This window comes from Arthrobacter sp. 05N33_2 (assembly GCF_056397425.1).
Map to the genome: position 1 here is coordinate 1 of NZ_JBFTNJ010000017.1, position 26,896 is coordinate 26,896.

The following is a 26,896-nucleotide window of genomic DNA, read 5'->3' on the forward strand; positions in this document are numbered from 1 at the left end:
CCGTCGCGCTGCTGGCGCCGGCGGCCATCGGCTTCGCCTACGAGTCCCGGATCCATCCCGTCTTGATGGGCGCATTCATCATCAACGGAGCCCACGCCGGCGGCTTTTCCCCGCTGTCCGTCGCCGGCGTGCTGGTGCACGATATCGCCCTGAAGAACGGATTTCCCATTTCCCAGGGCGCACTCTTCATCGCCAGCTTCGCTCTTAACCTCATTCTCTCCGTGCTCACCATCGTCCTGTTCGCCCTCCTGGGCAGGCTGCGGGACGGCGAAGGCGGCCAGCATGCCGACGTCGACACCGCCCGCACCAGCCGCCCTCGCGGGCAGCAGATCCTCACGCTGGCACTGATCGCGGTGATGCTCGTGTGCACCCTGGGCTTCCACCTGCCGATCGGCTTTGTCGCACTCTCCGCCGGGCTCCTGCTGGCGCTGGTCAATATCAAAGAACACCAGACGTTCATCGGCGGTGTCTCCTGGTCCACCGTCCTGCTGGTTGCCGGCATGATCACCTATGTCTCCCTGCTCCAGCACGTTGGCGTCATCGACACCCTCGCCGAGCAGGCTCTGGCACTGGGCGCACCGCTGCTGGTGGCGCTGGTCCTCTGCTATGTCATTGGCGTCGGCTCAGCCTTCGCCTCCTCCACGGCGTTGCTGACCGCGTTCATTCCCCTGGCCGGTCCGCTCCTGGCTACCAGCTCGCTGAGCGCATCAGGAACGGTCGCGGCGCTGGCTATAGCTGCCACGGTGGTGGATGTCTCGCCCTTCTCCACCGACGGTGCGCTGGTGGTCGCCAACGCCCGCGACAATGACAGGCAGCGAGTGTACCGGCAGCTGATGGCGTATGCCGGGGGAGTGGTGCTCGTAGCCCCGGCCCTCGCCTGGGTCCTGCTGGTTCCCACCGGCATCATGTAACCGCGCGGCCACCGGCGGTGCGGCTACCGATAGCCGGGCCGACCCCGCCGCATTGAATGAAGTCTTCGTTTGCGGCAAGTAACCACGCAGAAGGCCCGGACACACAGTGTCCGCCGGCACCAGACCGCAGTGGGGCGGCGAATGATGATCACCCGGATCATCGCCTATTCGCAACGCGCGCCGCCCCGCTGCCCTGACACGTCAACAGCGGCCGCATGGCACTAAGCATTCGCGATCATCCCGCCACAAGGAAACCGCCGGGACGGCATTTCGCGGCAGTGTTTCCCGGGATTGCCGGCAAGTGCCCTCCCGGTGACGGTAACGGGGAGCGTCAGGCCTACGTCCGCGGCCGGTTCCAGCGGTATTCGTTCTCCGGCCGCCCGGGGGCGCCGTAGCGGGCGGCGCGGGAGACCGTTCCGGCGTCGGCGAGGTATTCGAGGTAGCGCCGGGCGGTGACCCGGGACATCCCGAGCGCCTCCATGACCTCGCTGGCCGACACCGCCTCGGCCTGCTGCTTGATGTAGTCCTGGACGGATTCCAGCGTGGATACGGCCAGGCCCTTGGGCAGCGACAGCTCGGACGGGGCACGGAGGCTGGCGAAGGCCTGGTCCACATCGCTTTGGGACGCCCGGGCTCCGGCTTCCCCGGCCAGGGGTGCGGCCAGCTGCTCGCGGAACAGCCGGTAGCTGGCGAGCTTGTCCGCAAAGGTCGCGTAGGTGAACGGTTTGATCAGGTACTGGACCACGCCGGTGGCCACCGCGCTGCGGACAATGTTCAGTTCCCGCACCGCGGTGATGGCGATGATGTCCGCGAACAGTCCGGCCGCCCGCATCCGGCGTGCGATGTCCAGCCCGTGGAGGTCCGGGAGGTTCATGTCCAGCAGGACCAGCTCCACCGGATTGCCTGCCGCGGAGAATTCGGTGAGCAGGCGCAGGGCGGACTGGCCGTCGGGCGCGGAGCCCGCCAGGGTGAAACCGTCCAGCCTTTCTATGTAGGCGGCGTGCGCTGCGGCAGCGATGGGCTCGTCCTCGACGACGAGTACCCGGATCTCGCTCATGGTTGTCCCTCGGTAGTGACCGGCAGCGGAGTGACCGGCGGTGTTGTGACGGGCAGAGTGACGCGGAACAGCGCCCCGGCCGGGCTGGTGATTGTCATGGTACCGCCCAGCCGCTGTACCGCCTGGCGCACCAGGGCCAGTCCAAGGCCGCGTCCGAACGGTCCCGGGGCCTTGGTGCTGAAACCATGCCGGAAGACGTCCTCCACGGCCGCGGGATCGATCCCGGGGCCGCTGTCCTCCACGGTAATCTCCAGGGCGGAGCCGGTGGTCTCGACGGTCAGCTCCACGAGCCGGGGTGCCGGCGCCTCGGCCGCGGCGTCGATGGCATTGTCCAGCAGGTTCCCCAGGATGGCCACGAGGTCCTGCACGGCCAGTCCGGTCACGGCCGTGGAACCGCTGGTATTGAGGGTCAGTTCGACGCCGCGTTCGTGTGCTTCGGCTGCCTTGCCCATGATCAGGGCGCCGAGCACGGGTTCCTCGATGGAGCTCACAATGTCATCCGTGAGCCGCTGGCTCAGTTCCAGGTCTTTGGTGGCGAAGTCCAGCGCCTCGGGGCCCCGGCCCAGTTCCATGAGCGAGACGATGGTGTGGAGCCGGTTGGCGTGTTCATGGGTCTGGGCGCGGAGCGCGTCCGAGAGCGTGCGCATGGTCTCGAGTTCACTGCCCAGGGATTCGATCTCGGTACGGTCCCGGATGGTGGCGACCGTTCCATAAACAGGAGTGCCAGCGCCGGCAGCGCCGGACTTCGCTCCGCGCGGGCGGTCGCTGGCAGATTCGGGTCCCACCGCGGGGCCCTGGTTGACCACCAGGATCCGCGAGCCGGTCAGGTGGATCTCATCCAGGGCGGTCCGCCCCGATTCGAAGAGCTCTTTGAGGCTGGGGGCCAGCGGCAACTCCGCGAGGGAGGGCGCCGCCTGGCGGCCGCCCCCCGCAACCCCGCGGTCAGCGCCGGAGGTGGGACCGCCGTCGGCGGACTGCTTCCTCAACCCGAGCAGTTCGGCGGCCTGGTCGTTGTACATCACCACTTTGCCCTTGGGGTCGATGAGGATCACGCYCTCGCGCACCGAATGCAGCACCGATTCGTAGTACGCGAAGAGCTGGCCCAGCTCTTCGGGGCCCCAGCCGCGGGTCACCCGGCGCAGGTACCGTCCCAGGAGCCAGGCCGCCGCCGACCCGCCGGCCAGCAGCGCCAGGCTGATGGCCAGCAGCGCCGGCAGCCGGCCGGAGAGTGCGACGTCCACCGTCCGGACCGTCACGCCCGCGGCCACGAGCGCCCGGACCTTGCCGTCGGCATCCTTGACCGGGGCGATGGTGCGCACCGACGGGCCGAGGGTGCCGGCCACGACTTCCGTGAACACCTGGCCATGGAGGGCCGCGTCAATGGAGCCGATATACGGTTTGCCCAGTTCCTCATCCCGCGGGTGGGTCCAGCGCGTGCGGTCCGGGGCCATGATCGTGATGAAATCCGCGTCGGCGTCGTTCATGGTCTTCAGGGCATACGGCTGCAGCAGGGCCGTGGGATCGGCCGAGTCCGCCGCCGCCAGGACGAAGGGGGCGTCGGCGACGGCGGTGGCGATGCCGGCCATCCGGCGTCCGGCCTCGTCGTAGGCGTGATCGCGCGCGTCCACGAACACGGCCGTGCCAACGATGGCCGTCAGGGCCACCACGAACAGCAGGTTGGCCGCAAACAGCCTGCGGGCGATGCTCCAGCGCCGGATCATCAACACCTTCCATGACCAATATGAACGCAAGGGTGATGCGCGTCACCTTCTCATCAATGATGGGGTTACACGCAAGAAGGACAAGAGCGGACCACAGCCAGGACCGCACCAAGTCCAGCCTATCCAAGGAGAACACCATGGCCTCTCAACGAGGAGAGTCAGCAGCACCGGCCGCCGCTCCGGCCAAGAAGCGCAAGGGACTGGACAAGTCCCACTACCTCTACATCGCAGTCATCGTAGCCGTGATTGCAGGTGCCGTTATCGGCCTGCTGTTCCCCGAGGTCGGCAAATCCCTCAAACCACTCGGCGACGGCTTCATCAAACTCATCAAGATGATGATCGCGCCCGTGATCTTCTGCACCATCGTGCTGGGCATCGGCTCCATCGCCAAGGCCGCCACGGTCGGCAAGGTCGGCGGCCTGGCGCTCGCCTACTTTGTGGTCATGTCCACGTTCGCCCTGGGGATCGGCCTGGTGGTCGGCAACCTGATCCACCCGGGCGAGGGCCTCAAGCTCGCCCCCTATGATCCGAACAAGAAGGCGGCAGTCGACAGCACCGTTGACTTCCTTCTGGGCATCATCCCGGGCGACATTCCCGTGTTGCCGACCCTCCTCGCCGCGATCCTGGTCGGCTTCGCGCTGCAGAAGATGGGCCCGCAGGGAGCCCCGATCCTCAAGGCCGTCGGTTACGGCCAGGCCCTCGTGTTCCGCATCCTCATCATGATCATGTGGCTGGCCCCGGTCGGAGCCTTCGGCGCGATCGCCGCAGTGGTCGGTGCCACCGGCTTCCAGGCCATCATCAGCATGGCGACCCTGATGGGCGCCTTCTACATCACCTGCGCCCTGTTCATCGTCGTGATCCTCGGCGGCCTGCTCAAGGCGGTCGCAGGCGTCAGCATCTTCAAGCTCATGAAGTACCTCGGCCGCGAATACCTGCTGATCTTCTCCACGTCCTCCTCCGAAGCCGCGCTGCCCCGCCTGATCGCGAAGATGGAACACCTCGGCGTGTCCAAGCCCGTCGTGGGTGTCACGGTCCCCACCGGGTACTCGTTCAACCTCGACGGGACCGCCATCTACTTGACCATGGCCGCACTGTTCGTCGCCAACGCCATGGGCACGCCGCTGGACCTTGGCGCCCAGGTTTCCCTGCTGGTCTTCATGATCATCGCCTCCAAGGGTGCCGCCGGCGTCACCGGTGCCGGCCTGGCCACGCTGGCCGCCGGACTCCAGGCGCACGCACCCCAACTGCTGGGCGGCGTGGGCATGATCGTCGGCATCGACCGGTTCATGTCCGAGGCGCGCGCCCTGACCAACTTCACCGGCAACGCCGTCGCCACGGTGCTGATCGGCACCTGGGTCAAGGAGATCGACGGCGGACGCGTGGACCGTGTCCTGGCCGGTGCCGAGCCGTTCGACGAAGAGACGATGCTGGCCGGCCACTCCGGCGCACAGGATGCCGCCGAACAGCCCGCACAGCCGGCACAACCGGTCCTGGCACACGCCTGAACCCGCGCCTGAACCGTCCCGAACCACGCCGGAACCGGCCAGGGCCGCACCCCGGCCCTAAACTGACAGGACGCACTACCGCTCGATGACGCCCCAAGCGCCCGGCAGCCCAGCTGCCGGGCGCTTGGGCGTTCGGTTCAGCCCTCCTCGGCGCCGAAGGGGGTGACCACCGTGCGGCGGGGCGTCCCGGCGTCGTCGTAGTTCAGGGTGCTGACACGGACGCCGTACAGCGCGGAAAGCTGCGCATCGGCGAGGAGCGGCCCGGCAGGCCCGGTCACCACACCCGCGGCGCCCATGAGGACCACCGAGTCCGCGAGGAACAGGGCGTGGTCCGGGTGATGGGTGCTCACGAGCAGCGACATCCCGGTCCGCACGAGTTCCCTCAGCAGCTGGAGGACCCGGACCTGGTTCTTCAGGTCCAGCCCGGTGGACGGCTCATCCAGGACGAGGAGCCGCGAACCGCCCGCGATAGCCCGTGCAATGAGGACCAGCTGCTGCTCGCCCCCGCTCAGCGTCGGAAACAGCCGGTCGGCCAGGGCGGCGATCCCCACCCGGTCCATGGCGCGGAGCGCGGCGGCCCTGTCCCGGCTGCCGGGGGAGCGGAAAACGCCGATGTGGCGGGCACGGCCCATGACCACCATGTCCAGGGCCGGGTAGCCGAACGTGCTGCCGCGCGCCTGGGGAACATAGCCCGCCGTCTCGGACCTGCGCACCGCACCCTCCTGTACGGCCAGCATGCCGGCCGCGCAGCGCACCAGGGTCGTCTTGCCGCTGCCGTTGGGCCCCAGGACCGCGGTCACGGTGCCCGGCGGCACCGAGAAGCTGAGATCCTTGAACACCCAGTTCTGCGGCGAATAGCCAAACCCGGCCCCGCGCAGCTCAAGCACCGTCCCAGATCCTCTCCCGGTTCCGGCGCAACAGCACGAAGAACACCGGTGCGCCGATCAGGGCGGTCAGGACGCCCAACGGGATTTCCCCGGCCGTGGCGGTGCGCGCGATGGTGTCGATGGCGATCAGGTAGGCCCCGCCCAGCAGGAAGGAGACCGGCAGCAGCACCCGGTGGTCCGGTCCCACCCACATGCGTGCGAGGTGCGGGATGACCAGCCCCACCCAGCTGATGACGCCGCTGACGGCGACGGCCCCGGCGACCATGAGAGCCACGGCGGCGAGGACCGCCCAGCGCAGGGGGCGGGGCCGGAGCCCCAGGGCGGTGGCGTCGTCGTCGCCGAGCGAGAGCACATTGATCCGCCACCGGAGGGCCAGCAGGACGACGCCGCCGGCAGCGATGGGAATGAGGGCCACCAGCACTTTCGCCCAGGTGGCGGTGGAGACACTGCCAAGCAGCCAGAATACGATGGCGGGCAAGGTGGTGAACGGGTCCGCCAGATACGTCACCAGGGCCACCAGGGCGGAGAAGAAGGAGGCCGTGACGATTCCTCCGAGGACCACCATGAGGATGTGGGCGCCGCCCCGCCCGGACGTGATGAGGAAGACGATTCCCAGTGCCAGCAGCCCGAAGCCGAACGATCCGCCCACGAGGGCGACGGGGCCCAGGCCCAGCAGCAGGGCCAGGGCACCGCCGAAGGAGGCGCCCGAGGAGACGCCGATGACCTCCGGGCTGACCAGGGGGTTGCGGAACACGGCCTGCAGGGCCGCGCCACCGATTGCGAGGGCGCCACCGACCAGCAGGGCCAGCAGGACCCTGGGCAACCTGATCAGCAGCACCACGTTTTCCTCGGCCGCGGGAAGGCCCGGGCCGAAGGGAACTATTCGGGAGGCCAGGATCTGCACGACATGGTCCAGGGACACGCTGTAGCGGCCGCTGGCGAGTGCAACCGCCGACACGGCCGCCAGRACTGCTCCTGAGAGCAGGCATGGACCGATGACCTGGCGCAGCCCCGGTCCCCGGCCGCCGGGGGGTCCCGTGGTCAGAGGCTGGGCCTCACGAAGCATCGAACTGCCGGTAGTTGGCCGAGGTGCCGTTGGCTTCGGTCCAGAGGATCTTGTCCAGCTCCGGCGCCGATGGCCGGTAGCGGTACAGGAAGTCGAAGTAGTCGTTTGTCTCGTCCCTCAGCGTGGAGCGGTTGCCGGAGGGGAAACTGACATCTGTGAGCCAGCGCCACATCAGTGGCGATTCCTGGCCGGGGGGATCCCAGCGGTAGCCGCCCAGCGGGACCTTGTAGACGCGGCGGGAGCGCACCGCGGAGACGCTTTGCCACACCGGGTTGGCGTAGACGTCGGCGGGCATCGCGGCGTCGAAGTTCCCGAGCAGGATGATTTCCGGATCCCAGGCGAGGACCTGTTCGACGTCCACGCCCACCATGCCCTTGCCCTGAAGGCCCTGCGGGCCGGTGGCGGGGTTGTGTGCCCCGATGAGCTTGATGTAGAAGTCGTTGTAGCTGCCGTTTCCGGCCACCTTGAGGCCGCCGCTGAACCTGTTGAAGTAGATGATGCCCGGGCCGCCGGTGCCGCGGGCGGCGGCCTCGGCCTGGATGGCCTTCTGTTGCCCGTCGCTGCGCGCCTTCATCTGCACGGCCCGGTCCGGCCGGCCCAGCATCGTTGCGAAAAGCGCGGTCCACGTGTCCACGTCCTGCTGCGTGCCGGTGTTCGTGATGCCCAGGACCTTCATCCCGGCCTGTTCCAGGGGTGCCGTCAGTTGCGCATCGCTCCACTGGACCACGACGTCGGGGTTCAGTGCCCGGATGCTTTCGACATTGGGCGTGAAGTCGGTCGTGGCGATGTCGTGCGGGATGTTCAGGGTCTCCGGGTACATGGTGCCCATGGCGCCGTCGCGCATGGCGACCCATGAGGCGTTGTGCATCCCGGCCAGATGGCCGGCGCCCTGGTCGACGGCGGCCAGCAGGGAGGCGGCGGGCATGGGAATGGTCACCACCCGGGTGACCGGGCGGTCGAAACTCAGGACCGTCCCGCGCTGGTCCGTCACCTGGATCCCGGCGGGGCCGGAGGCGGAACCCGGGGGCGCAGTACCGGCAGCCCCTGCCGGCGGCGTTGACTGCGGCGACGACTGTGGCGCCGTGCCGGCCGCGGCGCAGGAAGCGAGGAACAGCGCCCCTCCGCCGTAGAGGGCCGCTGCCAGTACAGATCGTCGGTTGGCTTCGGGGATGCTCATCGGCCTACCTCCCGGGAAGGACCGCGCGCAACGGCCATTCGCTCCGCGCCGGCCACAGCAATGGTCCCGGTGCGGCATTTCCTCACAGCATCCGCCGAATGCGCAGGGGTGTCAATGCCGGTCACGACGGGCATTGTTCGCCGATGGGCGCCGGTGCTAGCCTCGCTGATATCCCCTGTGAAACGAGGCCACGGGATGGAAGTCAACGGCGCCCAACTGTTTGTCCGCTACGCGTATCCGCCGAATTCGCGGGGCAGCTGCGGGCCGCCTGACAGCGACGCGCTGCTGCACTATGGCCAGTCCGGGGTGACCGACGCGGGCCTGCGCGAACTTGCGAAGGGGTTCGCCGGCGCCTGGCCGTACCTGGAGCTCATCGCAGGTGCCACCGGCAACCCGGACCCGCTGGATTACGCGGTGGTGGAGGCCTACTGGGTGGGAAACACGCTGCTGGACTCCGTGGGTGTGCGCAGCATCGGCAATTCCATGGAGGACCGGTTCCGTGCACGGACCGGGCATCAGTTCCCGCATCTGATGGAAGGGGTCCTGGCCGGCGGCGTCCCGCATCACAGCTTCCACGTCCTGGAAATCTATCCGTGGACGGGACTCTTGCGCGATGACAGGCGCTCATCCACGGCCCTGAATGTCCTTGACCAATGCCGCATCCGGTGGGGCGAGGTGGTGGCCGTCGAAGCGGACAGCGCCCTCGTGCGCTCGCGGCCCCTGGCGTGGGACGGGATGGCGCTGTCGCTGGGGGAACCGGTGATCGAGGCGGCCAAGTACGCCGTGGCCGGGTCCGGCTTCATCGCTGACCTCATGCCCGGGGACATGGTGTCCCTCCACTGGGACTGGGTGTGCGACCGGCTCTCGGCCGCCCAGCTCCACCGGCTCCAGCACTACTTTGCGCGCCACCTCAAGATCGCGAATTCCGGCGTGGAGCACCGCGGCGCAGCGATCGCCCTCGAATAGCGGCGCCTTCAGATCCTTCAGTGGGGGAGTGAAGGCTACGGGACCGTGTCGGTGGGGTCCGGGCCCCGTCCCATGAGCTCAAGTCCCGTCATCGCACGGTCGGCGCCTTCCTGGTCCACGCGTTCCAGGGCGAAGCCCATGTGGATCAGGACCCACGTGCCGCTCTCCACGGGGCCGTCATCGAGGAGGCCAATGTTGATTTTGCGCTCCACCCCGGCCACATCCACGAGGGCGAGTTGCCCGTTGTAGCCGTCGATCACTTCGATGATCCGGCCCGGTATTCCCAGACACATCCGTGGTTCCTCCTCAGCCTGTTTCATCCGGAGCCGCGCTCGCGGGCGCTGCGTCTGCGTTCGTGATGCGGGCTGTGACCAGGGTGCGGACTGCTTCCACGGCTGCCGGAACGGCGCGGGACACGTTCTCGGACAGTCCCATGCCCTCGTCCGTTCGCCCCGCGATGCAGCCGACCAGGTAGGTCTCCGGCAGCGATCCGCCCAAAACACGCAGACGGCGGAGGACAGCCAGCGGGTCCATGCCATGAGGATCGAAGGCCGGATTGGCCCGCAGGCCGGCCGGCGTCAGCGGACCGCCGCTTTCCAGGTCCTCCACCCGGATCTTCAGGATCCGGAGCGTTCCCGCGCTTGTGCTCCCGTCCGCCGGGGCCGGAAGCACATCCACGAGCACCAGCGCATCCACGCCGTCCAGGAGATCGTAGGCGAGGTGCAGCCCGCGGATCCCGTAGTCCCGCACCTGGACCTCCTCCGGCGCCCAGCCGGGCAGGCCGGACACCTCCTCGGCCAGCCGGCGGGCGACGGCCGGCCCAAATCCGTCGTCGCGAAGGAACACGTTCCCCACGCCCGCCACGAGGACCCCGCTCACACCGGACCTCACATGCTCCGCATTCGCACGTAGCGCTTGATGTCCGGAATTGAACGCAGGCCGACGACGGCTGCTGCCAGGCCCGCGGCCAGCAAGAGCACGACTGTCATGATGCCCAGAGCTTTCATGGTGATGGTTCCTTTCCGTTGTCCGGGGCCGGCGCCGCGGTGAGCGGCACGAGTTCCTCGGGGGCGAAATACAGATACCGTCCGTACCACTCCTGCAGTTCGGCGGCGGGGTCGGCCTCGAGGACCACCGCGACGTGCGTTCCGCCGTCGACGTCGAAGTGGACTCCGGTGACGCGACCCGACTTGCCGGCGAAGAAGAGGTCCTGGGCGTCGGCGCGGCGCAGCGGGACAACCCGCACCCTGCTGCCGCGTGAGATCGGGACGCCGTCGATGAAGACGGTGTCCGATCCCGGATCCACGGCGGCGTCCCGGGCCGGATCCCACCACGGCGTGCCGGCGCCGGTGTCCGCGTCGGAGGCGCGCGGAACCGAGAATTCCGGAACTGAGAACTCCGGAACTGAGAACTCAGGATAGGCCGGGACCGCGGGGCCGGGGAAGCCGTCGCCTCCGATGCTCCCGGGTCCGCGGGGCGCACCGGCGTGCGGGTTCCGCAGGATGCCGTGCAACTGCTGGAGCTCCTCTGCCGTCATGTTTTCGCAGCGTTCGATGATCGCCGCGGCCCGGGCATCGGTTGACCGGGCCTCCGCCTTTTCCGCATCGGTCAGGGTGAGCACCCGCAAGGTCAGGATTTCATCGATCTCCGTCGCGTCGAACAGTTCCACGGTGCTTTCCGGTGCCACCGCCGGATGGTCATAGAGGATGATCGGGGACAGGAGCAGGACATCGCGCTGCCCCTCGGGGCCGGCGAGCACGGGCCAGCAGCGGTGCTGGCTGCACGAAGCCGCCGCCGCCGCTGCCCATCCCGGCGGATCGATCACCGACAGGAAATCGGCATCGTGGACGGCGAGCAGGACATGGGCTCCGATGAACGAGTACTCGATGGCGGAACGCGTGTCGGTGGCCGCTGCCGCCGCGTTCTCCACCGTGACCCTGAGCCGCCACAGCGGCCCGTGGGCCGGCCCCGCCGCGGCATCTGCTCCGGCGGCCTGCCCCGGCGTCGCCACTTGCGCCGCCAGCAGGCGCACCTCGCCACGAAGCTCCCGCCGCCGGCGCACAAGCCGGCCCGCAATGGCGCCGGCGGAATCCAGCACGGGCTCGATGTCCTCGTTCGCCGGCACGTTCACCGGCGCGGACACGCCCGCGGCAAGCTGGCCGAGGCTGTACGGCCCGAGGGTGATCTCCTGATCCGTTGCCTCGTCCCAGCTAAGCCACCGGGAGGCGCCGACGGTGAGTTCGTCGACGGGCGTGAATCCGCCGTCATCCGCGCGTTCGGCGGACCGTCTCTGGAGGTGCAGGAAGCGCAGGTGCACGTCGACCCGCGCCGCGGGTCCCGGCTCGAGGAGGCAATCCGCTGCCATGTCCGGCGCTTCGCCGGCACCGGATTCAGCCGCGCCCGGCGGCCCGAGCACGCCGAACTGCCAGCGGGCCCGGTTCTTGGCGGACGAGGCGCGGTAGGGGTACAGGAGGTATCCCTCGTAGAGGACGGCGTCGGCGACGGCGCGGGCCAGGCTGAGTCCGGTGTTCACGGCACCGGGTCACCCGCCCCGGCCAGCAGCCCCTCGATGGCGGCCTCCCAGGAAATCAAGCCGTGGACCGCCTTGTACTTGGCCAGGGCCGCGAGGACGTCGCGGTCCAGGCGGATCCATCCCTGGTTCGGGAAGAATGCGTCCATCAGCGAGCGCCAGGCCGCCACGGGCAGGGCGTACCGCGTTTCCCGGTCCCAGGGAATCTGCTCGACGCCGAAGCCCGCCGCGCCGCGCGTGAAGACCGTCCCGGAGAAGAGGAACTCGAGCGGGACCGTCCCGTCCCGCAGGGAGTTCAGGTATTTTGCCGCTGCGACGTCGAAGTCGAACGTGCAGGGCAGCGGCAGGTCAACGTCGGCACTGTCCGCAAATCCCTGGACCAGGATGCCGCTGTGCATCCAGATGAAGGGCTTGAGTGTGGTGGGCCACCGTCCGCGGGTGCCGAAGAGTTCCAGCAGCCCGGCTTCCTCGTCGGCGTCGTAGCCGCGACGCTGGGCCAGGATCCGCACCTGGCACCGCAGGGCCATGGCATGGACGGCGGCGCCACTCTTCTCCTGGATCCGCAGGCGCGCGGTCAGCTGGGGTGCGGCCGCGTAGGGCTCCGGGGCGATGTCCAGCACACTGAATTCGAGCTCAACCATGGCGTCCCTCCAAGTCTGCCGCGGGGGCGCCCGGCCTGCTGCGGCGGCTGATCCGGTCGAAGAATCCCGCGAGCTCCTGGCGGGACTCCTGACCGCCGTCGAAGCCCTTCCATACCCGCCGCAGGCGGCCCACCAGCTCGTAGCACGCATCGATGGGGACCAAGTGGCAGTCCGCCCGGTCCCGGTCCGGGCCGGGGGCGCGGATCAGCAGGGCTTCCGTGTCGGGGGCGAGCACGGTGATGGCCGGGTTGGCCGCCTCGACCGACGCCCAGGCAGCCAGGGGAAGTTCGGACTCCGTGGCGCCCGCGGGGCTCGGGTAGAAAGCGGCCGTCCGGCCAAGAGCCGAGTTGAAGAAGAAGAATGCCAGCCCCACCGGGATTTCCAGCTCGTCCCACTGGGCCTGGCCGAGCTCGAAGGGCTCGAATGAGAGGTAGCGGTCAGGGACGGAGCGGTAACGCAGATGGGCCGACGAGTCCGTGAACAGCAGATAGCAGGGCCGGCACGTGCACAGCAGGGAGCGGCTCTCCAGATCCACCACGTGCTGGTGGGCGTCCGGGATGGGCTCCGCGCACATCTCGCAGCGCTCGCCGGCAGGCTGGGCCGGGCGGGTGGACGTTATCCGGCGGAGCACGGCCAGCGCCGACGCGCTGTTTCCGGCCCTGTTGTTTCCGGCGCTGTTGTTTCCGGCCCCGTTGATTCCGGCGCTGCCGGGCGGCTGACTCCCGCTTCCCGGCGTCGCCGTCATGCCCTGCTCCGTTCCCGTGCCGCGGAATTCATGTGCCGGCATCTCACAGCGGGTCCGCGGTGGTGGGGACGGCCACGGAGGGAACCCCGTCGCGGAGCAGCAGCGGGAGGGGATCAAGATGCAGCACCTTGTCCTCGAGGCAGGCCCCGGCCTTCCGGACGTCGAAGTGGCTGCGGCAGTGCGGGCAGCGCAACAGCCCCCCGCCCACCGGGGCAGCCAGCGCCCGCTGCAGCGAGGCGCCCGGCATGGTGTGGGTGCACCGCGGGCAGCGGTCCACAAACGCGTAGATGTCCGGGCCGATCCGGCACGTGAGCACCTCCACGCCCGCCACCAGGAAGCCGGCCACGGCTCCGGACTCCAGCTCAGCGAGGGCCGGGACCGCCTGCCACGTGCCTGGGGCCGGTGTGCCGGAGTCGGGGACCGCCCAGTCCGGCGCGGCACTGCGAATGCCGCCGTCGGGCGGGCCGCCCAGCCCGTCCAGCCGCGAGCGCAGGGCGCCGACGGGGATGAGGGCGGGAACGGCGGCGGGAGCCGCTTCCTCCACTTCGATGCCGGTCACCTCGGGCGCCGCAGATTCGATCGCGTCCTCGACGGCGAGCTTGAGCGTCACCGACGACGACGGACAGCCCTGGCAGCTGCCCAGCAGCCTCAGCCGGACGACGCCTTCTTCGCTGATGCCGAGCAGTTCCACATCGCCGCCGTGCGAGCCGAGGTAGGGCCGGACCGAGTCCAGGGCTCCGGCGACCCTGCCGGGCAGGTCCACGGGGTGCAGCCCGTGGATCAGGAGCAGGCCCGACACCAACGGGTCGGACGTGAGGGCGGACAGCGTTCCGGGCCCGAGCGCACCCTGCGAATCGAGCACGTGCAGGATCCGTTCCAGCCCGGCACCGTACAGTTCCGTCACCTGCCGGACCAGTTCTTCCGCCCGGTCCCGGGCCACCGGACCGCCGGAGCCCAGCGCGTCCAGGAGCGAACTGATCCGTTCACCGGCCGAGCCCAACAGATTCTCCCGGTCCATGGCGGGCTACTCACCGGTGAGCGACTGCGTGGGGGAGTGCAGCAAGTCCAGCGTCTGCCCGTCGCCGAGATACATGTGGACGCCGCACGGCAGGCAGGGGTCAAAGCTGCGGACGGTGCGCATGATGTCAATGCCCTTGAAATGGTCGCGGTCGTTCTCCTCGAAGATGGGCTGGCCCTGCACCGCGTCCTCATACGGGCCCGGTGTTCCCTCGGAGTCGCGCGGGCTGGCGTTCCACGGCGTCGGCGGATAGGGATGGTAGTTGGCGATCTTGCCGTCGCGGATCACCATGTGGTGCGAGAGCACGCCGCGGACGGCTTCGGTGAAGCCGCAGCTGATGGCTTCCTCCGGCACCTCGAAGGACTCCCACGTCTTGGTGCGGCCGGCCCGGATCTCCTCGAGCGCCTTTTCGGCGAAGTGCAGGGCGGCGGCCGCCGCGTAGGCCTGGAAATAGGTCCGGGCGCGGTTCCGCTCCAGCGTGTTGCTCCACTGCGGGATCTTCCATTCCAGCGTCACCGGGCCCTTCAGCGCAGTCTTGGGTAGCTCGATCTGGACGCTGCTGCCCGTTGACTTGAGGTAGCCGGTGTCGACGAAGCCGGCAAGAGCGGTCGACCAGAGCCGGGCCAGCGGGCCGCCGCCGGTATCCAGCGCCAGGTTGCTTTCGCCGTCATTCCACCGCGGTGACATCACCCAGCTGTACTTGTCCTCGAGGTCGCGCTTCTGCGGCCGCGGGTTGGTGTGCTGGTTCCAGGGGTGCCGGCGGTCCACCGGGTTGCCCAGCGGGTCGCGGGTGACGAACATTTCCTGGTCGCCCCAGTCCTCGTAGTAGGACGAGCCCAGCATGATCCGGATCCCCAGGTTGATGCGCACCAGATCCGTGGTCACGAGTTTGCCGTCCACCACGACGCCGGGGGTGACGAACATCTTCCGGCCCCACTCCGTCATGTCCTTGTAGGCGAAATTGCAGAACTCCGGGTCCTGGAAGGACCCCCAGCAGCCCAGCAGGGTGCGCCGCAGCCCCACCTGCTCGTACCCGGGCAGGGCCGCATAGAAGAAGTCGAAGAGGTCATCGTGCATCGGCACGACCTTCTTCATGAACTCCACGTACCGCATGAGCCGGGTGATGTAGTCCGTCATCAGCTGGATCGTCGCCACGGTGCCCACGCCGCCGGGGTAAAGCGTGGAGGGATGGACGTGCCGGCCCTCCATCAGGCAGAACATTTCCCGGGTCATCCGGCTCACTTGCAGTGCCTCGCGGTAGAACTCCCCGGTAAACGGATTCAGCGAGCGCATGATGTCCGCGATGGTGCGGTAGCCGTGCTCAGCGGCCTGCGGGGCCGGCGTGTTCTCGGCTTTGGCCAGCACCGACGGGTTGGTTTCGGAGACCATCTTCTCGCAGTAGTCCACGCCGACCAGGTTCTCCTGGAAGATGTTGTGGTCAAACATGTACTCGGCAGCCTCGCCCAGGTTGACGATCCATTCGCCGAGGTGGGGCGGCTTCACGCCGTAGGCCATGTTCTGCGCGTAACAGGAACAGGTGGCGTGGTTGTCGCCACAGATTCCGCAGATCCGGCTCGTGATGAAGTGTGCGTCCCGGGGGTCCTTGCCGCGCATGAAGATGGAATAGCCGCGGAAAATCGAGGACGTGCTGTGGCATTCCACCACTTGGTTGTTCTTGAAATCGACCTTGGTGTAGATGCCGAGGCTGCCGACGATCCTTGTGATCGGGTCCCAGGCCATCTCTACCAGGTTCTCGCCCGCGGTACCGTCCGCTGAGGGCATCGGAATCGTCGAAGTCATTGCATTGCCTCTCTGCCTAGCGTCCCTACCAGGTCCGCTTGGCGCCGGTCAGCAGATCATTACCGGGTTTGCGCCAGCGGGGTTCCTGGTCCAGCGTGTGCTTCGTGATGTTCCGCAGTGTCCTGATGGTCTTGCCGTACGGCATGATCGAGGCGGTCGACAGCTTGCCGCCGGGAGGTTCGTCCATGAACGGCATGAATTTGTCCGGGAAGCCCGGCATGGTGCAACCGATGCAGATGCCGCCCACGTTGGGGCAGCCGCCGATTCCGTTCATCCAGCCGCGTTTGGGCACGTTGCACTTGACCACCGGCCCCCAGCAGCCGAGCTTGACAATGCACTTCGGGGACCCGTATTCGGTGGCGAAGTCGCCCTGTTCGTAGTACCCCGCGCGGTCGCATCCCTCGTGCACCGTCTGGCCAAACAGCCAGGTCGGCCGGAGCGCCTCATCCAGGGGAATCATGGGGGCCTGTCCGGTGGCCTGATACAGCAGGTACGTCATGGTTTCGGAAAGGTTGTCCGGCTGGATGGGGCAGCCCGGGACGCACACGATCGGGATCCCGGCTTTGGAGCGCCAGTCATACCCGAGATAGTCGGGCACCCCCATGGCGCCGGTGGGGTTTCCGGCCATGGCATGGATGCCGCCGTAGGTCGCACAGGTCCCGGCGGCGATGATCGCCGTCGCCTTGGGCGCCAGCCGGTCCAGCCACTCGCTGGTGGTGATCGGCTGTCCGGTGTCGAGGTTGTTGCCGAAGGCCGCCCAGTAGCCGCCCGCGGCGTGCAGCTTTTCATTCGGGATGGACCCCTCCACCACCAGCACAAACGGCTCCAGCTCGCCGCGGTCCGCCTTGCGGAACCACTCGAGGAAGTCGTCGGCGCCTTGCTGCGGGCCGCATTCGAAGTCGATCAGCGGCCAGTGCATGGCAATCTTGGGTAGTCCGGGAAGCGCCCCAAGGGCTATCTCCTCGACGCTTGGTTGGGTTGCCGCCGTCAGGGCCACGGAGTCACCGTCGCAACTGAGTCCGGCATTGATCCACAGGACGTGGACCAAGGTTTCTTCCGCTTTCAATGCAATAGCTGTAGGCATCGTTGCCTCCTTCGGAGCCCGCCCTGTGGCCGCGGCTCGAATGTTGCGTCAACGGTCAAACGCGTAGTCCGCCAGAGCGCGGCGCACTCCCGGCGGCAGCCGCCGCCGGGTGGGGATTCTTCCGGATCCACTCCAGCCAGCCGTCCATGCCGTCGCCGGTGGTAGCTGACAGGGTCAGGACGTCGACGCCGGGATTCAGCAGGCGCGCCTGGCGCACGCAACGCTCGACGTCGAACTCCACATAGGGGAGCAGGTCTGCTTTGTTGATGATCACCAGGTCGGCAGCCAGGAACATGTGGGGGTATTTCTGCGGTTTGTCATCGCCCTCCGTAACTGAGATCACGACGACCCGGGCCGATTCGCCGAGGTCGAACAATGCGGGGCACACCAGGTTGCCCACGTTTTCGATGAAGAGTGTCGATCCGGGGACCGGATCCAGCGCGCCCAGCGCCCGCTGCAGCATCCCGGCATCCAGGTGGCAGCCTGCCCCGGTGTTGATTTGGATCACCGGCCGCCCGGTGGACCGGATCCGGTCGGCGTCCAGCGAGGTCTCCTGGTCCCCTTCGATCACACCAATGTCCAGTTCACCGGCAAGTTCCCTGATGGTCCGGACCAGGAGCGTGGTCTTGCCGGCCCCTGGGGAACTCATGACATTGAAGGCCTGGATGCCGCGTCCTTCCAGCCAACCCCGGTTCCGTGCGGCCAGGAGGTCGTTCTTKGCGAGCAGGTTCTCCTCCAGGGAGATGAGGGTCCGTCCCTCCGCCGCGGGGCTGTGCCCGGCGTCGGCTGTCCCGGGGGATTGGGGATGCTGATGGCCGTGATCGTGCGGATGCCCGTGCTCGTGATCGTGGGCGTGCTGATGGCCGTGATCGTGCGGATGCGGATGTTCGTGCGGGGCCGCAGCAGCGGGCAAGATGTCGTGAACAGTGCCGTCGAGGTCCGAAACTCTGGTGCCGGCGTCGTCGCCGCATCCGCACGTCGCACACATGTCTACGCAACCTCCACCGAGGTGACCAGGAGCTCCCGGCCACTGACGACTTCGACATCGGCACTGCCACRGGGGCAGAGCAGAAACATGTCCTCAAGGACGAACTCGTCGCGGCAGCTGCGGCATCTGGCCCGGCCCTCGGATTCATCGATCGTCAGGGTTGCCCCGGCCAGCGGCGTGTCAGCTGAAACGACTTCGAAGCAAAAGCGCACGGCGTCCGGGAGGACGCCGCTCAAGGGTCCGATCCGCAGGTTGACGCCCGTCACGGAGCGGCCACCGGTCCGGTCCAGGACCGCCTCTACAAGACTTTGCGTGATCGAAAGTTCRTGCATGAGCCGYTGCCACCTCGTCGTTTCAATGTAGGCCYGCRGGGTACAAACTTCAATATCTCCGGGGCCGCCGGAGCGCGGGCCCGCCTGCCTGTTTCAGCCCCTCGCTGCGCGCCTGCGGGCGTCCCCTCGGCGTCCCCCCGGGCGTGCCTGCCGGCACGCCCGGGCCGCCGTGACAGCCCGGCAGCAACCTTCGACTTCAACCCGAACGTCAAGGCACAGCCTCCGGCGCAGTGTCAAGGTCCGGCGAATACCGTGTCGGGCGCTGTAACCTTGGGAGGAACGCGCTGGGCTCCGGGAGCCCGGAGGCGGCAAAATGAAGCACGACAATCACCGTCATCGAAAGTGTGGATAGATACGTGAGCAGCGAACAGGGTTCAGCAACTCTGGAAGGCACCGAACTCGATCTGGAAGACGCCGTCATGGGCCCCACCGGGCGGCCCCAACGCGACTTTCCGGAGCCCGCGCCGCTGTCCTCCCACGGTCCTGCGCGGGTTATCGCCATGGTGAACCAGAAGGGCGGGGTGGGCAAAACCACGTCCACGATCAACCTCGCCGCCGCCCTGGCCGAATACGGCCGCCGCGTGCTCCTGGTCGACTTCGATCCGCAGGGTGCCCTGTCCGCCGGCCTGGGCACCAATCCTCACGAGCTCGACCTCACGGTGTACAACGTGCTGATGGACCGCAAGGTGGACATCCGCGACGCCATCCAGAAGACCGGCGTGGAGAACGTGGATCTGCTCCCGGCCAACATCGACCTCTCCGCCGCCGAGGTGCAGCTGGTCAATGAAGTGGCCCGCGAACAGGTGCTGGACCGGGCCTTGAAAAAGGTCGAGGACGACTACGACGTCGTCCTGATCGATTGCCAGCCCTCGCTCGGCCTGCTCACCGTCAACGCGCTGACCGCCGCCCATGGCGTCATCATCCCGCTGATCTGTGAATTCTTTGCCCTGCGCGCCGTGGCGTTGCTCGTGGAAACCATCGACAAGGTCCAGGACCGCCTCAACCCGCGCCTGCAGGTCGACGGCGTGCTCGCCACGATGTACGACGCCCGGACCCTGCACGGCCGCGAGGTGATCGCCCGCCTGGTGGAGGCCTTTGGCGACAAGGTCTTCGAAACCGTCATCAAGCGCTCGATCAAATTTGCCGACGCCACGGTCGCGGCCGAGCCCATCACAACCTACGCGGGCAACCACGTCGGTGCCGACGCCTACCGCCGCCTGGCCAAAGAGCTGATCTCGCGCGGCGGCGCGCCCTAGCCAGGGTCGTGGCAGGCGCCTTTTCTCCGCCAGCGAATCTCGACATGCCTGCGGAGCTCGACACACGCGCGGAATCCGCGCGGGCCGCGGGGCCGGAGGACCCAGCAGAACAGGGCGTCAAAAAGCCCGGATTCGAAGTGCGGCTGGCCAACTTCACCGGCCCGTTCGACCTCCTGCTCGGCCTGATCTCCAAGCACCAGCTGGACATCACCGAGGTGGCGCTGTCCACGGTCACTGACGAATTCATCAAGTACATCAGGGGCCTGCAGCAGCTGGGGGAGGAGTGGGCCCTGGATGAGGCCAGCGAATTCCTGGTGATTGCGGCCACCCTCCTGGACCTCAAAGCGGCCCGGCTGCTGCCCGCGGGCGAGGTTGAGGACGATGAGGACATTGCCCTGCTGGAGGCCCGGGACCTCCTGTTCGCCCGGCTGCTGCAGTACAAGGCGTTCAAGCAGGTGGCCGGCATGATCGGCTCCACACTCGAGCTTGAGGCCCGGCGCTATCCCCGGCAGGTTGCCCTTGAGGGACACTTCGCTGCCCTGCTTCCGGAACTGCTGTGGCGGCACACCCCTGCCCAGTTCGCCTCCCTGGCCGAGGCGGCCCTCAAACCCAAGGAGGCAGCCCCCACCGAAGTAGGCCTCGAGCACCTGCACGGCGCGCCCGTCAGCGTCAAGGAACAGGCCGAGCTGCTGGGGAACCGGCTGCGGCCGGGCACGCCGCTGAGCTTCCGGGCCCTGATCGCTGACGCCGAATCCACGCTGGTGGTGGTGGCGCGGTTCCTGGCGCTGCTGGAGCTGTTCCGCGACCGGGCGGTGGGCTTTGACCAGCTGCTGCCGCTGGGGGAACTGACGGTGCACTGGACGGCCGATAGCCAGGGGTGGAGCAGCGAAAACCTGAGTGAAGAATACGAGGACCAACCGTGAACGAACGCTTGCCTGAGGCTGCGCGCGAGGCCGGGCCGGACGCCGGGCCGGACGTCGCGAGCCTGCCTGGGGGCGCCCGCGCGGCCCTCGAAGCGGTCCTGATGGTGATCGACGAACCGGCCACGGCCCAGGCCCTGGCAGCCGGGCTGAACCTGACGGTCGACGTCGTCGAGACCCTGCTGGCTGAACTGCAGCGGGAGTATAACGGTTATACTGTTAATGCCCCGGATGTGGACGATGCCAGTTTGAACGGCTTCAGCGCCACCGCCCGGGGTTTTGAATTGCGGAATATCGCCGGAGGCTGGCGGATCTATTCCCGCGCTGAATTCGCCGAGATCGTTGGCGAATTCGTGCTGGAAGGACAGACGGCCAGGCTGACGCAGGCGGCGCTCGAAACGCTCGCCGTCATCGCTTACCGCCAGCCCGTATCTAGGGCGCGGGTGTCCGCAATTCGAGGAGTCAACGTTGACTCTGTCGTGCGGACGCTGACGCAGCGGGGGCTGATCGAGGATTCGGGAACCGATCCTGAATCCGGAGCAATCCTGTATCGCACGACGTCGTATTTCCTGGAGCGAATGGGAATCGGCTCGGTGGYGGAATTGCCACAGCTTTCACCCCACCTTCCGGGGCTTGAAGGCATCGAAGAGTTTTACGACGCTGGAAGAATGTAGGCAGGAACAACTGCCTGCGCACGAGTATCCACTAGGGCAGAATCATTTTGCCCAGTCGGCGGGTGTTGTCGGGAGACAGCGGCCGTCGGCCAACAAACGAAGGACGGGTCATGACACAGGCGGGACGCCAGGGTTCACCACGTAACAGTTCGGGACGTAACAGTGCCGGACAAAACTCAGCGCAAGGCTCAGGCCGCGGCGCACAGGGCGGTGCGGGCCGCAGCGGCGGAGCCGACTACAAGGGCGGCGCAGGCCGCAGCTCCCAGGGCGGCGCAGGCCGCAGCGGCGGAGCCGGCTACAAGGGCGGCGGAGACCGCCCCTTCAAGCACCCCAAGCCTCGCGAAGAGGCCTTCATCGATCCGGACCTGCAGGGTCCGGACGGCGCGCCGTCGGCCGCCCGCCCGGCTTCCGCTGACTGGAAGTCGAAAGCGCCTTCCGGCAAGGAGGCCGCCCGCAAGGCAGCAGCCCGCAAGCCCGGCTTCGGCAAGGCCCCCGGCACTCCCGGCGCCCTCAAACCCAAGCCGCGCGTCGGCGCCGGAGCGGCCAAGGCCACCGGTTCCCGCGTCTTCGGCAGTGAACGCTTCGGCCAGAACCTCGGGCCCGTGCGCAAGCCGGCCCGCAAGCGCGGACCCCGAGCCGAGGTGCCGCAGTCTGAGCTGCACGACGCCGACGGCACCCGCCTCCAGAAGGTCATGGCTTCCGCCGGCGTCGCCTCACGGCGGGTCTGCGAGGAAATGATCGCCGAGGGCCGCGTCGAGGTCGACGGCCAGGTGGTCACCGAACTCGGCGTGCGCGTCGACCCGAAGACGGCAGTGATCCACGTCGACGGACTGCGCATCCAGCTGGACGAGAACATGGTCTACATGGTCTTCAACAAGCCCAAGGGCGTTGTCTCCACCATGGAGGACCCGGACGGCCGCCCGTGCATCAGCGACTTTGTCCGCAACCACCACGGCGAACGCCTCTTCCACGTGGGCCGGCTTGACGTCGCCACCGAAGGGCTGCTGCTGCTGACGAACGACGGCGAGCTCGCCAACCGCCTGACGCACCCGTCCTATGAAGTGCCCAAAACCTACCTCGTGCAGGTCCGCGGGCCCTTCCCGCAGGGCGTGGGCGCCGAACTCAAGGGCGGCGTCGAACTCGAGGACGGCATCGCCTCGGTGGACTCCTTCAAGCTCGTCGACTCGACCCCGGGCCACGTGCTGATCGAGGTCGTGCTGCACTCGGGCAAGAACCGGATCGTCCGGCGCTTGTTCGACGCCGTCGGCTTCCCCGTGCTGCGCCTGGTGCGCGTCAAGGTCGGCCCCATCGGGCTCGGCGACCAGCGCCAGGGCAGCATCCGCAACCTCGGCAAGCAGGAAGTCGGCCACCTGCTGGCCTCCGTGGGGCTGTAAGCATGTCCGCCTTCCGCACGCACGGCCGCGGCCACCTGAACGGCCCGGTGCTCGTCCTGGGCTCCGGGCTTCTGGGCACCAGCATCGGGCTGGGGCTGCGGGGGCGGGGCGTTCCCGTGTTCCTCTCGGATCCCTCGCCGACCAACCAGGCCGTCGCCGTCGACATCGGCGCCGGCCTGCCGCTGGCGCGCCTCGAGGGGGAGGCGCCGGAGCTCGTCGTCGTGGCCGCGCCGCCGGATGTCACGGCGGACGTCGTGGCCAAGGCGCTCCAGGACTACCCGCACGCCGTCGTGGTGGACATCGCGAGCGTGAAGGCGCAGATCCTGGCCGATCTGCGCAGCCGAGGCGCGGACCTGGGCCGCTACGTGGGGACCCACCCCATGGCCGGGCGCGAGAAATCGGGCCCGGTCGCGGCCCGGGGCGAGCTGTTCACCTCCATGCCGTGGGTCGTGTGCCCGGCGGAGGAGACACTGCCGGAGTCCCTGCGGGTGGCGCGTGCGCTGGCCGGCGATCTCGGCGCCGTCGTGTCCGAATTCGCTGCCGACGAGCACGATGCAGCCGTGGCGCTCGTCTCACACCTGCCGCAGGTGATGTCCTCGCTCGTGGCCAGCCGCCTGCAGGGCACGCCCCTGCACGCCCTGTCCCTGGCCGGCAACGGGCTGCGGGATGTCACCCGGATCGCCGCGAGCGATCCCACGCTCTGGGTCCAGATCCTTGGCGCGAACGCGGAAAAGGTGGTGGAGATCCTGCACGGAGTCCGCGAGGACCTCAACCGGCTGATCGGCACCCTGGAGTCACCGGCCGCTCCCGGCGCCAGGCTGGACCTTGCCCAGCTGATCAGCGAAGGCAATGCCGGCCAGTCCCGGATCCCGGGCAAGCACGGCGGACCCCCGCAGGCATACTCGTGGCTGACGGTGCTGGTGGATGACACACCCGGACAGATCGCCAAGCTGCTGACCGAGATTGGCGAGATCGGCGTCAATGTCGAAGACCTCCGCCTCGACCACTCTTCGGGGCAGAATGTGGGCATGGTGGAAATTTCCGTCCTGCCCAACAAGCACGACCTTTTGATAGCAGCCCTCAACGACCGTGGATGGCGGGTACTCCAGTAATGACCCAGGAACTCATCGAGACAGTGGACGTAGTCCGCCCCGGAAAAAGCCTTGTGGTTGCCATCGACGGCCCCTCCGGCTCCGGCAAATCCAGCGTGAGCAAAGAGGTGGCCCGCCGGCTGAAACTGGCCTACCTCGACACCGGCGCGATGTACCGCGCCCTGACGTGGTTCTGCCTGCAGAGCGGCACGGACCTGGACGACGGGGCCGCCGTCGAGACCGCCGCCGAGACCCTGCCGCTGGAAATCAGCACCAGCCCGCAGGAAGAGTACGTCCGCGTCGGCGGGCACGATGTCACTCTCGCCATCCGGGAACCCGCCATTTCCGCGGCAGTCAGCGCCGTCGCCACCACCCTGGGCGCGCGGACTGAACTGATCCGCCGGCAGCGCGAGCTGATCGAAAAGCACCACCGCCGCATGGTGGTCGAGGGCCGGGACATCACCACCGTCGTCGCGCCCCATGCCGAGGTGCGGATGTTGCTGACCGCCAGCGAGGAAGCCCGGCTGCGCCGCCGCGGCATCCAGTTGGGCGGCAGCCAGAATGCCGAGCAGTTGGCAGCCCAGGTCACGCACCGCGATGCCAAGGACTCCACCGTAGTGAACTTCACCACGGCCGCCGACGGCGTCGTGACCCTGGACTCCTCCGACCTGGACTTTGACGAGACGGTCCAGGCCGCCCTCGACATCGTGGACACCGTGGTCAACCACTCTCCCGTTCCGCTCCGGGCCGTCCACGGTGACTGAGGGGCGCGCCGGACTGCCGGGGACAGCGCCGGCCTCCCTGCCCGGTCAGTGGACGACGGCGTGGAGCCGGCCCGTGGGCTGGCTCCTGGACCACCTCGTCTACCGCACGTCGGTCAGCGGACGCTCCAACGTCCCGGCGGCCGGTCCCGTGATCTTCGCGGGAAACCACATCAGCTTCCCGGACGGGCCCGTCATGTTCGGCGCCTCGCCCCGGCCCATGCACATCCTCGTCAAGCAGGAGATGTTCACCGGGTTCCTCGGCCGCGTCCTGGCGGCGTCGGGCCAGTTGCCCGTCGACCGCCGCGGTGGCCGTGCGGCGCTGGCCACGGCCCGGAGCCTGCTCGACGCCGGACGGTGCGTCGGGATTCTTCCCGAAGGCACGCGGGGGAGCGGTGAGGCCGCCGCGATCAACAACGGCGTCGCCTGGCTGGCGCTTAACTCGCGCGCCACTGTGGTCCCCGTGGCCATCCTGGGCACAAGAATCGACGGCGAACACCTGGACACCGTGCCCGCACCGCGCCGGCGCCTGCATGTCAGCTTCGGCGGGGCCATCAACGTCAGCCGCAGGCCCGGCGAGACCGGGCGTGTTTCAATGGACAGGGCGGGAACCGAAATCCGGGCCGCATTAGCGCGCCATGTCCAGGACTCAGTACTAAGAACCGGGCAGCCCCTGCCCCACGCGGAATCACCGCATGAACGTCATGAAGAAGTAGCCGGGACGCCGGCAGATCACCACCTAAGGAAAGTGCAATGAGCGATACGACTCAAACCTCCGGCAATTTTGGCGCCGGCGAAGACGAATACACGCCCACCGGCACCGACCAGGTGGCTGAAAACCTTGCCGCCCTGGACGATGACGAAGCGGAACTGCGCGCGGCCTCGCTGCGTGCCGGGCTGGACGACTACGAGCTCGACGAAGACGACGCCGCGCTGCTGAGCGGCCACTTCGACGACGAGGACTTTGACGGCCCGGTCAAGCTGGACCCGGTCCTCGCCATCATCGGACGGCCCAACGTGGGAAAATCCACCCTGGTCAACAGGATCCTGGGCCGCCGCGAGGCCGTGGTCGAGGACACCCCCGGCGTCACCCGCGACCGTGTCATGTACTCGGCAAACTGGAACGGCCGCAACTTCACCGTGGTGGACACCGGCGGGTGGGAGCACGATGCCCGCGGCATCCACGCCCGTGTGGCGGAGCAGGCCGAGATGGCCGTGGAACTTGCCGACGCCGTCCTGTTCGTCGTCGACTCCGCCGTGGGCGCGACCGCGACCGACGAAGGCGTCATGAAGATGCTGCGCAAGTCGAAGAAGCCGGTCATCATGGTGGCCAACAAGGTGGACGACTTCGCCCAGGAAGCCGACTCGGCCACCCTCTGGGGCCTGGGCTTCGGCGAACCGTACCCCGTCTCGGCCTTGCACGGCCGCGGCGTGGCGGACCTCCTGGACCACGTCATGGACACCCTCCCGGAGTACTCACTGATTGAGGGCCTCGAGCGCTCCGGCGGACCCCGCCGCATCGCCCTGATCGGCCGCCCGAACGTCGGCAAGTCCTCGCTGCTGAACAAGCTCGCCGGTTCCGAGCGTGTGGTGGTGGACAACACCGCCGGCACCACCCGCGACCCGGTCGATGAATTCATCGAACTCGGCGGACGCACGTGGCGCTTCGTGGACACCGCCGGCATCCGGCGCCGCCAGCACATGGCCCAGGGCGCGGACTTCTACGCTTCCCTGCGCACGCAGAGCGCCCTCGAAAAGGCCGAGGTCGCCGTCGTGCTCCTGGCCGTGGACGAGGTGCTCAGCGAGCAGGACGTCCGCATCCTGCAGCTTGCCGTTGAATCCGGCCGCGCCCTGGTGCTGGCCTTCAACAAATGGGACCTCCTCGACGACGAGCGCCGCCGCTACCTGGAACGCGAAATCGAGCAGGACCTGGCACACGTGGCCTGGGCGCCGCGCGTGAACATCTCGGCCAAGACCGGCTGGCACAAGGACCGGCTCGTCCCGGCCCTGGACACCGCCCTGGAAAGCTGGGACAAGCGCATCCCCACCGGACGCCTCAACGCGTTCCTGGGCGAACTTGTCGCAGCGCACCCGCACCCGGTCCGCGGCGGCAAGCAGCCCCGCATCCTGTTCGGCACCCAGGCCTCGAGCCGGCCGCCGAAGTTCGTGCTCTTCACTACCGGATTCCTGGATCCGGGATACCGCCGCTTCATCACCCGACGCCTCCGGGAGACCTTCGGCTTCGAGGGCACGCCGATTGAGGTCAACATGCGCGTGCGCGAAAAGCGTGGCAAGAAACGTTAATTCCGACACACCTTGCCGTGACAGCCTGAAATTGTCACAGGCACCCTCCCGGATCGTGTAAGCTTTTG

Annotated in this window: 27 protein-coding genes; 11 read left to right on the top strand and 16 right to left on the bottom strand. The window is 68.1% G+C overall.

What is annotated here, in order from left to right:
- A partial coding sequence (locus AC1DHX_RS10175) for an SLC13 family permease (protein WP_476900001.1) occupies nucleotides 1-911 on the top strand: 911 nt, incomplete at its 5' end.
- Nucleotides 912-1,248: 337 nt separating this feature from the next.
- On the opposite strand, the gene AC1DHX_RS10180 is transcribed toward AC1DHX_RS10175, so the two are convergent.
- On the bottom strand, nucleotides 1,249-1,968 hold the full coding sequence (locus AC1DHX_RS10180; RefSeq protein ID WP_223916554.1) for a response regulator: 720 nt from the start codon (nucleotides 1,966-1,968) through the stop codon (nucleotides 1,249-1,251).
- Complete coding sequence (locus AC1DHX_RS10185) at nucleotides 1,965-3,689, bottom strand: sensor histidine kinase (protein ID WP_476900002.1); 1,725 nt, start codon at nucleotides 3,687-3,689, stop codon at nucleotides 1,965-1,967. Before AC1DHX_RS10185 ends, AC1DHX_RS10180 begins: the two co-directional genes overlap by 4 nt.
- Before the next feature lie 137 nt (nucleotides 3,690-3,826).
- Between AC1DHX_RS10185 and AC1DHX_RS10190 the strand changes: the two genes are divergently transcribed.
- Nucleotides 3,827-5,194 (top strand): cation:dicarboxylate symporter family transporter, encoded by a 1,368-nt coding sequence (locus AC1DHX_RS10190; RefSeq protein WP_476850387.1) that lies wholly within the window; start codon nucleotides 3,827-3,829, stop codon nucleotides 5,192-5,194.
- A gap of 137 nt (nucleotides 5,195-5,331) precedes the next feature.
- On the opposite strand, the gene AC1DHX_RS10195 is transcribed toward AC1DHX_RS10190, so the two are convergent.
- The 3 genes from AC1DHX_RS10195 to AC1DHX_RS10205 form a co-directional block, all read right to left on the bottom strand.
- Entirely contained in the window at nucleotides 5,332-6,081 is a 750-nt protein-coding gene (locus AC1DHX_RS10195; RefSeq protein WP_476859874.1) for an ABC transporter ATP-binding protein, read from the bottom strand.
- Complete coding sequence (locus tag AC1DHX_RS10200) at nucleotides 6,074-7,039, bottom strand: FecCD family ABC transporter permease (RefSeq protein WP_476859873.1); 966 nt, start codon at nucleotides 7,037-7,039, stop codon at nucleotides 6,074-6,076. The genes AC1DHX_RS10195 and AC1DHX_RS10200 overlap by 8 nt, the downstream gene beginning before the upstream one ends.
- A 97-nt stretch (nucleotides 7,040-7,136) precedes the next feature.
- Entirely contained in the window at nucleotides 7,137-8,324 is a 1,188-nt protein-coding gene (locus tag AC1DHX_RS10205) for an ABC transporter substrate-binding protein (protein WP_476859872.1), read from the bottom strand.
- A 195-nt stretch (nucleotides 8,325-8,519) separates the two neighbouring features.
- Between AC1DHX_RS10205 and AC1DHX_RS10210 the strand changes: the two genes are divergently transcribed.
- The gene (locus AC1DHX_RS10210) at nucleotides 8,520-9,290 is read left to right on the top strand and encodes a DUF6390 family protein (RefSeq protein WP_476859871.1); all 771 of its coding nucleotides are present in this window, start codon (nucleotides 8,520-8,522) and stop codon (nucleotides 9,288-9,290) included.
- A gap of 35 nt (nucleotides 9,291-9,325) precedes the next feature.
- Here AC1DHX_RS10210 and AC1DHX_RS10215 read toward each other — a convergent pair whose 3' ends face one another.
- The 11 genes from AC1DHX_RS10215 to AC1DHX_RS10265 are packed head-to-tail and all read right to left on the bottom strand — an operon-like array spanning nucleotide 9,326 to nucleotide 18,428.
- Nucleotides 9,326-9,583: a HypC/HybG/HupF family hydrogenase formation chaperone gene (locus AC1DHX_RS10215; RefSeq protein ID WP_230008283.1), complete on the bottom strand. Its 258-nt coding sequence runs from the start codon at nucleotides 9,581-9,583 to the stop codon at nucleotides 9,326-9,328.
- Nucleotides 9,584-9,596: 13 nt separating this feature from the next.
- The gene (locus AC1DHX_RS10220) at nucleotides 9,597-10,169 is read right to left on the bottom strand and encodes a hydrogenase maturation protease (protein ID WP_476859870.1); all 573 of its coding nucleotides are present in this window, start codon (nucleotides 10,167-10,169) and stop codon (nucleotides 9,597-9,599) included.
- 8 nt (nucleotides 10,170-10,177) lie between these two features.
- Complete coding sequence (locus AC1DHX_RS10225; protein WP_018772298.1) at nucleotides 10,178-10,297, bottom strand: DUF6893 family small protein; 120 nt, start codon at nucleotides 10,295-10,297, stop codon at nucleotides 10,178-10,180.
- A complete protein-coding gene (locus tag AC1DHX_RS10230) occupies nucleotides 10,294-11,823 on the bottom strand; it encodes a hypothetical protein (protein ID WP_476859869.1) in 1,530 nt (509 codons plus the stop codon). The genes AC1DHX_RS10225 and AC1DHX_RS10230 overlap by 4 nt, the downstream gene beginning before the upstream one ends.
- Nucleotides 11,820-12,461 carry a DUF6084 family protein gene (locus AC1DHX_RS10235; protein ID WP_476850394.1) on the bottom strand — a complete coding sequence of 214 codons (642 nt, stop codon included), beginning with the start codon at nucleotides 12,459-12,461 and terminating at the stop codon, nucleotides 11,820-11,822. Before AC1DHX_RS10235 ends, AC1DHX_RS10230 begins: the two co-directional genes overlap by 4 nt.
- Complete coding sequence (locus tag AC1DHX_RS10240) at nucleotides 12,454-13,206, bottom strand: DUF5947 family protein (RefSeq protein ID WP_476859868.1); 753 nt, start codon at nucleotides 13,204-13,206, stop codon at nucleotides 12,454-12,456. The genes AC1DHX_RS10235 and AC1DHX_RS10240 overlap by 8 nt, the downstream gene beginning before the upstream one ends.
- Nucleotides 13,207-13,249: 43 nt before the next feature.
- Complete coding sequence (locus AC1DHX_RS10245) at nucleotides 13,250-14,224, bottom strand: NifU family protein (RefSeq protein WP_476859867.1); 975 nt, start codon at nucleotides 14,222-14,224, stop codon at nucleotides 13,250-13,252.
- A gap of 6 nt (nucleotides 14,225-14,230) precedes the next feature.
- On the bottom strand, nucleotides 14,231-16,024 hold the full coding sequence (locus AC1DHX_RS10250; protein ID WP_223916576.1) for a nickel-dependent hydrogenase large subunit: 1,794 nt from the start codon (nucleotides 16,022-16,024) through the stop codon (nucleotides 14,231-14,233).
- 25 nt (nucleotides 16,025-16,049) lie between these two features.
- Nucleotides 16,050-17,108 carry an NADH-quinone oxidoreductase subunit B family protein gene (locus AC1DHX_RS10255; RefSeq protein WP_476859866.1) on the bottom strand — a complete coding sequence of 353 codons (1,059 nt, stop codon included), beginning with the start codon at nucleotides 17,106-17,108 and terminating at the stop codon, nucleotides 16,050-16,052.
- Between the two features lie 55 nt (nucleotides 17,109-17,163).
- Nucleotides 17,164-18,096 carry a hydrogenase nickel incorporation protein HypB gene (hypB, locus tag AC1DHX_RS10260; protein ID WP_476859865.1) on the bottom strand — a complete coding sequence of 311 codons (933 nt, stop codon included), beginning with the start codon at nucleotides 18,094-18,096 and terminating at the stop codon, nucleotides 17,164-17,166.
- 2 nt (nucleotides 18,097-18,098) lie between these two features.
- Entirely contained in the window at nucleotides 18,099-18,428 is a 330-nt protein-coding gene (locus tag AC1DHX_RS10265; protein WP_476900003.1) for a hydrogenase maturation nickel metallochaperone HypA/HybF, read from the bottom strand.
- A 356-nt stretch (nucleotides 18,429-18,784) separates the two neighbouring features.
- Here AC1DHX_RS10265 and AC1DHX_RS10270 point away from each other — a divergent pair, with 356 nt between their 5' ends.
- From AC1DHX_RS10270 to der, 8 genes are all read left to right on the top strand, one after another.
- On the top strand, nucleotides 18,785-19,684 hold the full coding sequence (locus AC1DHX_RS10270; RefSeq protein WP_018772307.1) for a ParA family protein: 900 nt from the start codon (nucleotides 18,785-18,787) through the stop codon (nucleotides 19,682-19,684).
- 44 nt (nucleotides 19,685-19,728) lie between these two features.
- Nucleotides 19,729-20,607 carry a segregation and condensation protein A gene (locus AC1DHX_RS10275; RefSeq protein WP_476859864.1) on the top strand — a complete coding sequence of 293 codons (879 nt, stop codon included), beginning with the start codon at nucleotides 19,729-19,731 and terminating at the stop codon, nucleotides 20,605-20,607.
- A gap of 8 nt (nucleotides 20,608-20,615) precedes the next feature.
- The gene (gene scpB, locus AC1DHX_RS10280; protein WP_476900008.1) at nucleotides 20,616-21,278 is read left to right on the top strand and encodes an SMC-Scp complex subunit ScpB; all 663 of its coding nucleotides are present in this window, start codon (nucleotides 20,616-20,618) and stop codon (nucleotides 21,276-21,278) included.
- 110 nt (nucleotides 21,279-21,388) lie between these two features.
- On the top strand, nucleotides 21,389-22,672 hold the full coding sequence (locus AC1DHX_RS10285; RefSeq protein ID WP_476859863.1) for a pseudouridine synthase: 1,284 nt from the start codon (nucleotides 21,389-21,391) through the stop codon (nucleotides 22,670-22,672).
- A gap of 2 nt (nucleotides 22,673-22,674) precedes the next feature.
- The gene (locus AC1DHX_RS10290; protein WP_476859862.1) at nucleotides 22,675-23,784 is read left to right on the top strand and encodes a prephenate dehydrogenase; all 1,110 of its coding nucleotides are present in this window, start codon (nucleotides 22,675-22,677) and stop codon (nucleotides 23,782-23,784) included.
- On the top strand, nucleotides 23,784-24,527 hold the full coding sequence (gene cmk / locus AC1DHX_RS10295; protein WP_028275911.1) for a (d)CMP kinase: 744 nt from the start codon (nucleotides 23,784-23,786) through the stop codon (nucleotides 24,525-24,527). Before AC1DHX_RS10290 ends, cmk begins: the two co-directional genes overlap by 1 nt.
- Before the next feature lie 73 nt (nucleotides 24,528-24,600).
- Nucleotides 24,601-25,281 carry a lysophospholipid acyltransferase family protein gene (locus tag AC1DHX_RS10300; RefSeq protein WP_476859884.1) on the top strand — a complete coding sequence of 227 codons (681 nt, stop codon included), beginning with the start codon at nucleotides 24,601-24,603 and terminating at the stop codon, nucleotides 25,279-25,281.
- Nucleotides 25,278-26,828 (top strand): ribosome biogenesis GTPase Der, encoded by a 1,551-nt coding sequence (der, locus tag AC1DHX_RS10305; RefSeq protein ID WP_028275909.1) that lies wholly within the window; start codon nucleotides 25,278-25,280, stop codon nucleotides 26,826-26,828. The genes AC1DHX_RS10300 and der overlap by 4 nt, the downstream gene beginning before the upstream one ends.
- The last annotated feature ends 68 nt before the right edge of the window (nucleotides 26,829-26,896 follow it).